Origin of the sequence: Kribbella sp. NBC_00709, assembly GCF_036226565.1 — a bacterium.
GTDB lineage: Bacteria > Actinomycetota > Actinomycetes > Propionibacteriales > Kribbellaceae > Kribbella.
The window spans coordinates 5,299,267-5,311,145 of record NZ_CP108996.1 but is presented as its reverse complement, the minus strand read 5'-3'; the positions used below and the strand labels follow the sequence as shown (position 1 = coordinate 5,311,145).

Annotated in this window: 15 protein-coding genes and 1 riboswitch; of the genes, 3 read left to right on the top strand and 12 right to left on the bottom strand. The window is 65.7% G+C overall.

Annotated features, from left to right (window positions below):
* Positions 1–102: 102 nt before the first annotated feature.
* The 9 genes from OHA18_RS26165 to OHA18_RS26125 all read right to left on the bottom strand — a co-directional run bounded on the left by OHA18_RS26165 (position 103) and on the right by OHA18_RS26125 (position 8,165).
* On the bottom strand, positions 103–795 hold the full coding sequence (locus OHA18_RS26165) for an anti-sigma factor (RefSeq protein WP_328997945.1): 693 nt from the start codon (positions 793–795) through the stop codon (positions 103–105).
* An 11-nt stretch (positions 796–806) separates the two neighbouring features.
* Positions 807–1,418: a sigma-70 family RNA polymerase sigma factor gene (locus OHA18_RS26160; RefSeq protein WP_328997944.1), complete on the bottom strand. Its 612-nt coding sequence runs from the start codon at positions 1,416–1,418 to the stop codon at positions 807–809.
* 95 nt (positions 1,419–1,513) lie between these two features.
* Complete coding sequence (locus OHA18_RS26155) at positions 1,514–2,179, bottom strand: fasciclin domain-containing protein (protein ID WP_328997943.1); 666 nt, start codon at positions 2,177–2,179, stop codon at positions 1,514–1,516.
* Between the two features lie 299 nt (positions 2,180–2,478).
* On the bottom strand, positions 2,479–2,901 hold the full coding sequence (locus OHA18_RS26150; protein WP_328997942.1) for a hypothetical protein: 423 nt from the start codon (positions 2,899–2,901) through the stop codon (positions 2,479–2,481).
* Entirely contained in the window at positions 2,898–4,277 is a 1,380-nt protein-coding gene (locus tag OHA18_RS26145) for a DUF4331 domain-containing protein (RefSeq protein ID WP_328997941.1), read from the bottom strand. The genes OHA18_RS26150 and OHA18_RS26145 overlap by 4 nt, the downstream gene beginning before the upstream one ends.
* Positions 4,278–4,356: 79 nt before the next feature.
* Entirely contained in the window at positions 4,357–4,632 is a 276-nt protein-coding gene (locus OHA18_RS26140; RefSeq protein WP_328997940.1) for a twin-arginine translocation signal domain-containing protein, read from the bottom strand.
* 403 nt (positions 4,633–5,035) lie between these two features.
* On the bottom strand, positions 5,036–5,353 hold the full coding sequence (gene trxA / locus OHA18_RS26135; protein ID WP_363679957.1) for a thioredoxin: 318 nt from the start codon (positions 5,351–5,353) through the stop codon (positions 5,036–5,038).
* A gap of 41 nt (positions 5,354–5,394) precedes the next feature.
* A complete protein-coding gene (gene trxB / locus OHA18_RS26130; RefSeq protein ID WP_328997938.1) occupies positions 5,395–6,369 on the bottom strand; it encodes a thioredoxin-disulfide reductase in 975 nt (324 codons plus the stop codon).
* Between the two features lie 26 nt (positions 6,370–6,395).
* Positions 6,396–8,165, bottom strand: coding sequence for a cytochrome c biogenesis protein CcdA (locus OHA18_RS26125; RefSeq protein WP_328997937.1), 1,770 nt, complete (start codon positions 8,163–8,165; stop codon positions 6,396–6,398).
* 149 nt (positions 8,166–8,314) lie between these two features.
* Between OHA18_RS26125 and OHA18_RS26120 the strand changes: the two genes are divergently transcribed.
* From OHA18_RS26120 to OHA18_RS26110, 3 genes are all read left to right on the top strand, one after another.
* On the top strand, positions 8,315–8,761 hold the full coding sequence (locus OHA18_RS26120) for a hypothetical protein (protein ID WP_328997936.1): 447 nt from the start codon (positions 8,315–8,317) through the stop codon (positions 8,759–8,761).
* A gap of 29 nt (positions 8,762–8,790) precedes the next feature.
* On the top strand, positions 8,791–9,165 hold the full coding sequence (locus OHA18_RS26115) for a hypothetical protein (RefSeq protein WP_328997935.1): 375 nt from the start codon (positions 8,791–8,793) through the stop codon (positions 9,163–9,165).
* Positions 9,166–9,330: 165 nt separating this feature from the next.
* The gene (locus OHA18_RS26110; RefSeq protein ID WP_328997934.1) at positions 9,331–9,825 is read left to right on the top strand and encodes a siderophore-interacting protein; all 495 of its coding nucleotides are present in this window, start codon (positions 9,331–9,333) and stop codon (positions 9,823–9,825) included.
* 50 nt (positions 9,826–9,875) lie between these two features.
* Here OHA18_RS26110 and OHA18_RS26105 read toward each other — a convergent pair whose 3' ends face one another.
* The 3 genes from OHA18_RS26105 to OHA18_RS26095 are packed head-to-tail and all read right to left on the bottom strand — an operon-like array spanning position 9,876 to position 11,729.
* On the bottom strand, positions 9,876–10,625 hold the full coding sequence (locus OHA18_RS26105; RefSeq protein ID WP_328997933.1) for a (2Fe-2S)-binding protein: 750 nt from the start codon (positions 10,623–10,625) through the stop codon (positions 9,876–9,878).
* The gene (locus OHA18_RS26100) at positions 10,622–11,476 is read right to left on the bottom strand and encodes a CbtA family protein (protein ID WP_328997932.1); all 855 of its coding nucleotides are present in this window, start codon (positions 11,474–11,476) and stop codon (positions 10,622–10,624) included. Before OHA18_RS26100 ends, OHA18_RS26105 begins: the two co-directional genes overlap by 4 nt.
* Positions 11,477–11,513: 37 nt before the next feature.
* Positions 11,514–11,729, bottom strand: a complete 216-nt coding sequence (locus OHA18_RS26095) for a CbtB domain-containing protein (RefSeq protein ID WP_328997931.1) — start codon at positions 11,727–11,729, stop codon at positions 11,514–11,516.
* Positions 11,730–11,780: 51 nt separating this feature from the next.
* Positions 11,781–11,873, bottom strand: a riboswitch (adenosylcobalamin (AdoCbl) riboswitch).
* Positions 11,874–11,879: the final 6 nt, after the last annotated feature.

Below are 11,879 nucleotides of genomic sequence, written 5' to 3'. Positions count from 1 at the left end.
CATGAGGCGTGATGGCTCTGAGGGCGCATGGTCTGGACCCAGGGTCAGTATTGCACTACACCGAGTACCTCCACCCGTCCGGGCATCACGAACGCATTGCGGTCAGGTCATGGAGATCAGGGCCGCGGCGGGGAACGTCGGCCGTGCAGAGCCGCCTTCAGGCTCGACCGTGAGACCGAAGGCGACCTTGCCGGTGATTCCGCCGTTGACAATCTTGGTCAGGTCACCGGCGGCCACACCGATCGAGTGGGGGGTCTGATTGGTGTCGATGAGCCACAGTTGCCAGGTCTTGTTACTGGGTAGTTTGCGCAGGTTATGGAGTACGACGACAGCCGCGTCGCCACGATTCGAGGCCACTACTGTCGCGTCGCCCCCGCCCGTCACCTGACTGCGGACGGTGCGGGCATCGGGCTGCGCGAGTACGGCGGCTACGCGATCGTTCGCCTGGATCGCGTCGGTCTTATCGCGGTACTGATCTATGGCGACACCGCCGGCCGTCACTGCGGCAAGGCTGGCCGCCGCTAAAGCGAGCATGGAACGCCGACTGAACTGACGGCCCGGCCGCTCAGTCACGGGAGAACGCCCTTGGCGGACGTCGCTGATGGCGGCCATCACGTCGGCCTTCAGGCGGGGTGGCGGCGGCGTGGCTACCTGGGTCGCCAGTTTGACCGCTGCCTCACGGAGTTCGTCCACCTCGGTCGAGCAGAATGTGCACACGGTGAGGTGCTCCTCGAACCGGATCCGTTCGTCCTCAGGCAAAGCGTCGAGGGCGTACGGGCCGGTGAGCGTGTGCACATCAGGGTCGGTCATTGCGTTGCTCCCTCTGCGGTGCCGAGGCAGTCGCGGAGCCGGATCAGGCCGTCGCGCATTCTCGCTTTGATCGTGGGCAGTTTGGCTCCGAGTCTCTGGGCGACTTCGGGATAGGTGTAGCCGTTGTAGTAGGCGAGGTTGATGGACTCGCGTTGCAGGTCGGTGAGGCGGTCGAGACACCGGCGTACCTGCTCGGTCTCGAGCCGCGTGGTAACCGTGTCGGCGACCTGGTCGAAGTCTACTTCGGCTGACCGGGCACCGACGCGCTCAAGGCGATCGGCGGAGGCCTGTTCGGAACGCACCCGGTCCACCGCCCGGCGATGCGCGATAGTGAGGATCCAGGACTGCGCCGAACCGCGAGCGGGATCGTAGCGGTTGGCGGTCCGCCAGATGTCGATCATGACTTCCTGGGTGACTTCTTCGGACTGGGCTGGGTTACGCAGGATCCGTCGTACCAGGCCGAACACCGACGGGCTGATGCGATCGTACAAAGCACTGAAGGCGGCAGTGTCCCCGCCGGCGGTCATCGCCAGCAAGTCTCCGTCGGACAGGCCCTGAGAGCTGGCGCTCAGCCCTGATGGCCACCGTAGCGGTATCGGCTCGGTCATGATTGGGTCCTCTGCTCGACCTGACAGTGGGCCGGTGCCATCGGCAACTTTCGCTGGACGGCACCGGCCGGGATCACGATCTCTGAAGCGTCCGGTCAGCTCGCCGGCGGCATCAGGACAGAGTCGATCAGGTACACCGTAGCGTTCGCAGTCTTCACTCCACCGCAGATCACGTTGGCGCCGTTGACCTTAAGGGCGTCACCGGATCCGGTCACCGTGACGTCCTGCTTCTCCACGGTCGGGTGCATGCCGACCACCGCGGTCGGATCAAGCTGACCGGCCACCACGTGATAGGTCAGGATCTTGGTCAGCAGGGCGTCGTTGGTCTTCAGTGTGGCGATGGTCGCCGCGGGGATCTTGGCGAACGCGGTGTCGACCGGCGCGAAGACGGTGAACTCGCCGCCGTTGAGGGTCGAGACCAGGTCGACCTTCGGGTTCAGCTTGCCCGACACCGCGGCAACCAGGGTCTTCAGGAGCGGGTTGCCGGAGGCTGCGGTGGCCAGGGGTGCGGCGGCCATGCCGTCGATCGAGCCGGCGCCGCTCGGGTTGGCCTTGGCGTAGTCGGCACAGCCTGCGCCGACCAGGCCGGAGGCGTTGTCCATCGAGGGCGAGGCGCTCGGCGTCTCGGCCGGTGCCGAGGAGGAGGTGCTGGTGGACGGGGAGCCGCTGGACGTGTCGTCGTTGCCGCCGCACGCCGCGGTCGCGAGGACGAGGGCCAGAGCAGACGCGGCGAGTCCCGCGCGGACAATCTTTCGTGACATGACGATCTCTTTCCAGATGTGGTGACGTGAGCAGCTTCACTCACGGCTGACATCGATGATTCGGGACCGCCCCGGCCGCGGATGGGCCGGATCGCGGACGAATTTGGCGCCGATTGCTGTGGCTTTCGGACTCCTGTGTGCCCAGAGACGTCGAAGTGGTTGCTTGCAGCAATCGTTCTCTTGGCTAACAGGAGATCGTCGGCGACTACCACAGATCCGCGTGGGTACAGGCATGGAGTCGTCGACCGGCAGGCCCTTCCCCCGGGCCGCCGGTCGACGGCCTCCAACCGCACACACTCCTAGTTGTGCCCCGGCCAGATCGCTTCGGTGACGTGGCCACCCTGTACGTCGACGGTCAGTTCGACCGGTCCGTCCGCGAGGACGGCAAGGTCGTAACGACCTTCAGGTACGTCGAAGAAGACCGCGGAGTGGACGAGCTGACCCTCTGGAGACGGTCGTGGAACCACAGCGACATGCGGATAACGACGACCCCCGTGGCCGTGCCCGTGACCATGACCATGACCGTGACCATGGCCGTGAGTGGGCTCCTCGTGCTCGTGTGTCTGCGCTGGTTCCGTGCTGCGGAGCTCGATCTCGGCGTCTTCCAGGTGAGCCGGCGCGGTGATGACGATCGCGCCAACGCCGTCGCCGATGTCGAGCAGCACCGAGGAGCCCTTCCCCGCGTGCGGGTTCTCCTCGGCGTTGGTGAGCGGCCTACTCATGACACCGCGGGCACGCCGGGCTTGGACGAGTACCCGCCGGCCGGCGTGCCGAGATACGGGAACGCCTTCAGGTAGTCGGAGTTGGTGTTCGACGTACCGTCCTTGATGGCCGAGGCCGCCCCGTCCGGCTTGTACGACGGGTCGACCAACGGGATCGTGAGTCCGGCAACAGCCCGGAGCTCGACCGTGACGACATCGTCGAACACCCTGCGCCCATTGGGGAATCCAGCCGCATCCCCAGCCACCAGACCGAGCGGATTCGGCGACTTCGACGGCGGTACGGCGACATTCAGCCGCAACATGTCGGCCTGCACCGGACCCGTGTAGTTCTGGAACCCAGGCACGACACCCTTCGGGATCCCGGTCAGCAAGATCGCCGCCAGATCGGCCCGAGGCTTCTTGTACGCCGCCAGATTCGGGAACACCCCCGGATACAGCGCCGGCAGCAGACCAGCCAGCTCAGGCTTGGTGACGTACTGCGCGAACGCCTTGTCGTCCTTGGGCGAACGACTGTTCCACTTGTCCTTCTCCGCCATCGGCACGATGACCTCGTTGAACAACGGGTTGCCCAGCCGCGAGACCTGCTTGAACGGGCCGTGCCACGCCGGGATGCCAAGGATGTCATCGAGGATCTTCGACTGCTGGCGGCTGGCAGTCGCGTACACGCCGATGACCGACTTCGCATCGAGTACGTCGGTCGGCCGGCGACCGTCCCGGGTCAGATCACTGATCGGGACCTGGATCGCGATCGTGTGCACGTTCGAACCCTGCAGCCCATTGACCCCCATAGCGGCGGCCGACGGAATCAAGTGCGCCATCTGGAACGGACGCAACGTACCTAGGTCGAAGATGCTGCCCAGGTCGGCGAAGAACCCGTCTGCTCGCTGACCCGCGAACACCTTGCGATGGGTGCCGATGGTGTGGATCGCCTCGCCGGCGAGCTTGGTGTAGTTCGGCGTACTGCGGACTCCGACATTGACCGGCGGTGCGGCCAGCTCACGCGCGAGCACCCGGGACCGGCCGTTCTCGACCCGGGTGACCGAGTAGAACTGCGGCCGGTTCCAGTTCGGGTCCTTGATCGAGGCGATCGGGCCGGTGTTGTAGAGGAACGTCTTCTTGTTCCGGATCTCGGCGTGGAAGCGGAACTGGTAGCTGATGTCGGCCTGACCGGTTCCGCCGTTGGAGATGTGGATCTGGTAGAGCACGTCGTCGCCGAACTCGTAGAAGTTCGGTCCGCCGTACGGGTTCTGGAACGGGATGAAGTTGGCGATGATCGTGACCGTGTCCGGCTGGTCCGGGCTGACGAACGCGTACACGTCGGTGTTGTCGGCGACCGGGTCCTTCGAGATTTCGGGTGCCTCGCGATGCGAAGACATGACAGTTTCCTCCCACTGAGAATGAATCGAGCTGGTGCCGGGCCCGCGGAATGCGGCGCCGGTGGGGATGACCCGAAGGTCAGGCGGTTGTCGTCACCCCTGCCAGCCGCGCGGCGAGCTCCCGATCGGTGACCAGGACCTCGCGTTGGCCGACCATGATCGCCATCTCTCCCTTGTGCACGTCCTTGACGTGCACAACGAACGACTCCGCGTTCGCCAGATCAACCTGCTCGAGCCAGGTAGCGGCGTCCGCCGATTGCTCGCCGAAGATCTTCGGTGCTGCAACGGCGCCGACCGCAGCCGCCGTCCCCGCCCCCGCGAACACCAGGAATCCGCGGCGTGTGGCGTCACTCATGACTGTTCCTTCCCTGTGCCTGGACCACCGGCGAACGCCGGCAGCCAGCCGGCATCTGCGACCCGGTCGCATCTGGTGTGATGTGGGTCACAACGCCGACGAGAGCCTTCGGCGCACCCGGGACCGCAGATGGGTCGGACGCCAAAAGACTGGGCGGCCGCGTCTCGATGAGACGCGGCCGCCCGCCGCGAATCGGTGCCTGCGAGGTCCGCTGCTGACCCACTCGACGACACCGACCCGCATTGATGCCACCGGGCTGTCAGCAGACCCGCGGCATCACTCCAGAGCCGCCCTCGGACCGTCGGCACGCAAAACATCGCCACTCACCTGGGCACAGCACAGATGCTTCGGATCAGTCGATGACGCGGATGGGTAGCAGGCGACTGCGATTCGTAGTCCTGCTTCACTCCGTGAAGGCGGCAAGTTCCTTCAGCAGCGCGGCCTTCGGCTTCGCGCCGACGATGGACTTGGCCAGTTCACCATTGACGTAGACGTTGATGGTAGGGATACCGGTGACGCGGTAGTTGCTCGGGGTGACCGGGTTCTCGTCCACGTTCATCTTCAGGAACGTCAGCTTCTCGCTGTGGTCCTGCGCCAGCTCCTCGAGGATCGGGGAAACCTGGCGGCACGGTCCGCACCACTCCGCCCAGAAGTCGACCAGCACAGGCTTGTCGCTCTTCAGTACGGTCTGGTCGAACTCGGCGTCGGTGACGGCGTTCATCTTCTCGCCCACGGGCGTAACTCCTTCAGTTGTTGTGAGGTTCAGACAGAGACAGGCTCGGCGGCCGCGGCCACGTCCGCGTCTTCCAACGCGGCCAGGTAGCGCTCGGCGTCCAGGGCGGCGGCACAGCCGGTGCCGGCCGCGGTGATCGCCTGCCGGTAGGTGTGGTCGACCAGGTCGCCGGAGGCGAAGACGCCCTTCAGGTTGGTCTCGGTGCTGTCGGCCTTGACCAGCACGTAGCCCTCGGGGTCCAGGTCCACTTGACCCTTGACCAGTTCCGAGCGCGGGTCGTGCCCGATCGCGATGAACAGTCCGGTGGTCGGCAGGTGCCGGGTCTCACCGGTGACGGTGTCCTTCAGCGTGATGCCGGTCAGCTTGTCGTCGCCGTGGATCTTGTCGACCTCGGAGTTCCAGGCGAACTCGATCTTGTCGTTCGCCTTGGCCCGGTCGGCCATGATCTTCGACGCGCGCAGCTCGCCGCGGCGGTGCACCAGGTGCACCTTCTTCGCGAACTTGGTCAAGAAGGTGGCCTCCTCGACGGCCGAGTCGCCGCCGCCGACGACCGCGATCTCGTGGTCGCGGAAGAAGAATCCGTCACAGGTCGCACACCAGGACACACCGTGGCCGGACATCCGGTCCTCGTCGGACAGGCCGAGCTTGCGGTAGCTCGAACCCATCGCCAGGATGACGGCCTTGGCCCGGTGCTCGGTGCCCGCGGAGTCGGTGACGACCTTGATGTCGCCGGTCAGGTCCACCGCGATGACGTCGTCCGGCACCAGTTCGGCGCCGAAGCGCTCCGCCTGGGTGCGCATCTCGTCCATCAGCGCCGGGCCCATGATCCCGGTCGAGAAACCGGGGAAGTTCTCCACCTCGGTGGTGTTCATCAGCGCACCGCCGGCCGTCACCGAACCCTCGAAGACCAGCGGTTCCAGGTTGGCGCGCGCGGCGTACACGGCGGCCGTATAACCGGCCGGGCCGGAGCCGACGATGATGACGTTGCGAACCTCGAGATTCATGTCAGCTCCAGTTCGGGATGGACGGCTCAGCCGAAGCTGAAGGTGAAGGCGGAAATACCCGGGCTGTAGGTCAAGGTGATCGTCTTGCGGGACGCTGTCGGATCATCGATCAGCTGGTAGGCGTTCGGCGTACCGGAGACCCTGATCGTCTTGTCCGGCTGACCTGGCACCGAGACCGTGACGGTGCCTTCACCGGCCAGCACGTGGTAGACCTTCGCGGCCTGGAAGTTGAGGCGTGCTTGGGATCCCAGCGTAGAGGTCACGTTCTGAGTGCCGACGGCCCACTTGCCGCCGAGGCTGTAGCTGTCGTCGGGCTGGGCCGGATTGAGACCGAAGGTAACGGTCTTGTTGGGCGTGAGCTTGCCGGTCCCCTTGAGGTTCGTGGATCGGGAGTACGCCAGGTAGGTCTCCGGGGTGGTGCCGTCGCCGCCGGCCGAGTCGGCCTTGACGGTGCCGTCGACCGGTGCGGGCAGCTTCACCTCGGGGTTCGCGGCCTGCAGGAGCTGGCGGATCTGGTCCTCGGTCTGGCCGTAGCCGCCTTCGCCGAACTTGATCGACCGGACGGTGCCGTCGGCATCGACCAGGTACTTGGCCGGCCAGTATTGGTTGCGATACGCGGTCCACGTGGCCAGGTTGTTGTCCTGGACAACCGGGTAGGCGATCCCTTCCTTGCGGATCGCCGCCTGCACGTTGGCGGCGGACTTCTCGAACGCGAACTCTGGAGAGTGCACCCCGACGATCTCCAGTCCGAGCGAGCGATAGGCCTTGTCCCAAGCGAGCAAATGCGGGGTGGCGCGCTGACAGTTGATGCAGGAGTAGGCCCAGAAGTCGACCAGGACGACCTTGCCCTTCAGGCCGCCAAGCGTCGTGGGCTGTCCGCCGGGGGTGTTGAACCACTTCTGTGTACCGCGGAACTCGGGCGCAGCACCGCAGGAAGCGAGGTCAGCGGCACCCGGCGTGCACTTCGCGAGCTCCTCGCCTCCGGCGCCGATCGCCGGAGCAAGCGCCCCCTGGACGGTCTTGTTCTCGGCGACCTTCTTCTCCAGGCCACTGGTGTAGCTGGGCAGCGACCGCTGGATCACATCGGTCAGGTTGAACGCGAGCCCGACGGCGAGCGCGATCATCACCACACCACCAGCAATCCGGAACCCGCGAGCGTGATTACGGTAAGCCTTGACCCGCTGAGAGATCCGGGAACCCGCAGAGGCGAAGATCAGCAACGGAAGCGCCGCCCCGATCGCGAACGAGACAGTCAGTACGACGGTCCTCCACCCAACGTTGCCCGTGGCACCGGCCACGGTAATCGCAGCCAGCACCGGACCCGCACACGGCACGTACAGCGTGCCCAGACCCAGCCCCAGGACAAACGCGCTGTTGCCATTCCGATTCACCTTCGGCAGACGGTAGAACGGCTTCTCGATCCAGTGCCCCAGCGCCGGGAAGATCAGGCCGAGCCCGACGAGCGTCAGGACGGTGAGCCCCGCCCACCGCAGGAAGTCGTCCGGCAAACCAAGCACGGACAGGATCACCGACCCAGCCAGCGTGAACAGACTGAAGCTGACCACGATCCCACCGATGATCTTCAACGGCCGCAGATCACGCGCCGGTCTGCCGACCTCGACTTCCTCGACCAGTACGTCGCCTTTCGCGGACGCCTTACGATCACGGGACGACGCAGGCTCGCCGGTCTTGCCCGCCGTACCCGCGAAGAAGATGATCGGAAGCATCGGCAGGACGCAAGGCGAGACGCCGGTGATCAACCCGCCCAACAATCCGATCAGGGCCAGGGTGATCATCGCGGGTATCTCCATCCAACAGCAGAGGAACGGTCACCCTCCATTCGCGACGAGCGAGCCCTCAGATGGGTACGGGGGCCGATGCGTCGCGGCGAAGACCCCACGGGCTCCTCATGTGTCTGATCACCCCTGGGCGTAGCGTGACGTTTGTGGCCGCGGAGCAGGAGCTGGACGGATTCATCGCCAAGTTCGACGAGGCGATGCGAGTCCGGATCAGAAGCTGCCGACAATGGATGCGGGCCCGACTGCCGGATGCCGTCGAACTGGTCTACGACAACTACAACTTCCTGGTAATCGGGTTCGGCCCCACCCCTCGCCCATCGGAGGCGATCTTCTCGCTCGCCGCCCACAAGCGCGGCATCCTCCTCTGCTTCCTCCAACGGGCGCCCGAACTGAATGATCCGGCGAACCTGCTCCGCGGCACCGGCAAGGTCGTCCGCAACGTCGCACTCACCGACGCCGACGAGCTGAATCGCGACGAGGTCGGCCTTTTGATCGACCAAGCATTGACGCTGGCCAAGATCCCAATGTCCGCCGCGGAAGGGCCCACACTCGTCATTCGGTCGATCTCAGCCAAACAACGCCCCCGACGCTGATCCCCCGGCAGCGCTATGGTCGGAGGGTGATGGTGCGGACTTCTCCGAAGGTCCTTGTGATCGGTCTCGATCCCTACCGAGTTCCCGGACCGTGGGACCCAGCCCCCATCGCGTCCGCCATCCAGGAGTCGACCAAGCAGTTCGCAGACCGAGGTATCGACGTCCAGAACTGCCTGCTCGGACTCGACGGCTCAGACGACATCGAGGCTGTCGTCACGACGGCCCTCCAGGCCGACAGCTGGCAATGCGTCCTCATCGGCGGAGGAATCCGCAAAGAGGATGATCAGCTCGAGATCTTCGAACAGATCATCAACCTGGTCCACCAACATGCACCCGACGCAGCGATCGCATTCAATCGAACGCCGGCCGACATCGTCGATGCAGCCATCCGCCGACTCCCGTAATCACAGCAACTGCCCGATCTGCGTCGTACGGATCGCCGCGGTCAACGACGGCTCATGTGCTTCTTCGTCGTACTGTGACCCTGCCATCGCGGCAGGGTCAGCAACGCGTCAAGTGCCGGATCCCCCTCCGCGCTGCACAGGTGCCGTAACCGTCCGTCATGACGAATGCGGATCCGCGGGCCACGCGCCCCGTCGGCGCGCCAGACGTACGCCCGCGCTCCGCCCTGGGCGGAGAGCCTGGAGATCGGGGCCTCGGTAGCCATCGCCGGACCGCCAGGAGCGCATGCTTTCTCGTACACCCATGCCCACTACATCCTCGCCGCAGACCCCACCGCCCTCCCGGCGATCGCCCGCTGGCTCGACGAGGCTCCTGGTGTTCGAGCAAACGGAGTGACTGCAGATGTGGTCGTCGAGATCGACCACGCCGACGAGGCCGACTACCCACTGACTGCCCACGACAGGGTCAAGATCCGCTGGGTCCCTCGAGGTTCCCTCGCCGCCGAGGTGATGTCTGTCCCGATCCGGTCCGACGACACCTTCCTCTTCGCCGCCGGCGAGGCCGACAGCATCCGCCCTCTCCGGGCCTGGTCCCGCAACCGCCTCCCCGCCAGCATCTGCGGCTACTGGAAACACGGCACCGCAGACGCCGACGAAGCCTGACCTGCAGGTTGTCCCTCGTCGGCCGGCAGGCGACCGCAACGGAGCTGGGACTAGGCGTGGGTCAGGGCGCAGTCGCCGCAGAGGGGGCCGTTGTGGTCGGGGGCGGCTCGGTAGATGAGGCAGCAGCTGCGGCGGCGGAAGCGGCCGGTGTCCGGGAAGGTTGTATGAGTGTCGCGAAGGGGTGGCGTGGACAGGAGTAGGGAAGCGAGGTGGGCGGCTCGTTCCGCCAGGTGAGGTGCGGCGTTGGCGAGAGCGGTGGCTGCACCGTTGATGGCGGAGGCTGTGTTGCCCCGGAGGATGTGCGCTGAGACAGCGAAGGGCTCGGTGGCCTTGGCCAGGGCGGGGATGGGGCCTCGGAAGAGGTCGGCGCTCAAGCGGTCGGCCAACTGCTGCGGGGCGGCGGCTTGGAGGCTGTACGGCGAGTCGGGCAAGGAGAGCGGGAACGCTCCGCCGAGGACTGGTTGCCAGCGGACCTGTTCGAGGGTGACCGACGGGATGCCGGCGTCGAGGGTGGCGAGGGCCAGGGCCGGCGAAATGAGCCGAGCCACCAGTCCGAGGTGCGTGATCGATGCGGCTACCCGTACCTCGATGTCCTCAGGCGACTGGTCGCCGGCTGCGGCGAGGTAGGCCTGGGTCTGGGTTACTCGGTCCTGCAGGACCGATGGGTCGTCGACCAGCTCGGACATGCTGTGCCAGGGCAGCTCTGGCGCCGGGTCCGTCGCGTGCTCTTCGAAGGCGAAGAACGGGCCGAGGGCCGCGACCCGTTCCAGGACCGCGACCTTCGAGGTCAGTTCGGTCATGCCTCGCGAACCGGCTCCGCCTCAACCTTCGCGCGCTTGGGCTGGAGCAGGCGCTCGGCCATCGGGCCGAAGAGCAGGCCGATCAAGCCCCAGAGGATGACCTGTGCGCCAACGGAGTACAGCCGGAACGCATACAGCCTGTCCGCGTCGAAGCCCGGGTAGACGATCTTCCCGGTGGAGTCGGTCAGGGGCAGAGGCGTTTCGGTCGCGTGCCGGCCGTACTCCTGAACGTTGTAGGCCAGGTGGCCCAAGGACGGCATGAGGGCCATCACAATGCCGACGACCACCGCATAGGCGGCCAAGGAGATCAGCGTCGCGTTCCAATTGCCGAAGCGTGCTTTCAGGTGCTTGCCGAGGACGACCGCCAGGACCAGGAAGATGGTCGACGACGCCACCAGCACGAGGTACAGGTTGCCGCGGTCGCCAATGGTCTCCTCGTGCCCGATCGACGGCGGATTGGCCGGGTACTTGATGAACGGCACGAAGTACACGCCCAGGAACTCGCCGGCCGCGACCAGCATCGCGAGCGGCTTCGGGCGCAGGTTGCCGACGCGTCCCAGGCAGATCGTGTACGCGACCGCGAACAGCGCGCCCATCGCGACGCCGAACAGGATCATGCCCGCGCCGATGCCGACGTTGGCCTGGATAGTGCGGCTGAAGATGTCCGGCCCGGCTGGTTCGACCGCTATGCCCGCGGCCTTGTCCAAGGCCTCCTGTGCGGCGTCGCGGCCACTCTCGTAGTCGATGGCAGCTTGGATCTGCGGCTCGGCGAAGATCCGCGCGAACACGAACGCGATCAGTCCACCCACCGCGCCGGCGATGACGCCGCGCAGGATCAGTTTCTTTTCCATGTCCAGTTTTCCTTGGCTTGCGAAAGGTCAGCAGGGATCAGTGACAGGGGAAGCCGAGGAAGTGACGAGAGTCGTGGACGAACTCGTGGATGTGCATGTCCTTGCCGAAGATCGAGTACGCGCCCTGATCGACACCGATGAAGTAGTACAGCAGCAGAGCGACGATTGCGGTGCAGACCAGCCACACCACGGCCTTCGAGATCGGCAGAACGACCGGAGTCGGTACGGCGGTATGACCAGACAGACTGCTCACGAGCGGAGCCTCCTTCTAGGGGATCGTGCGTCCCTCAACCAGTGGAGCGTCGTGATGGCGAAGTATCTGACTTACCGGCCTCAAGCGACCGGCTCACAGTGGCGCGACCGTGCCGAACTCTCATCGGCTTCCTCACGCCATCACTTCTTC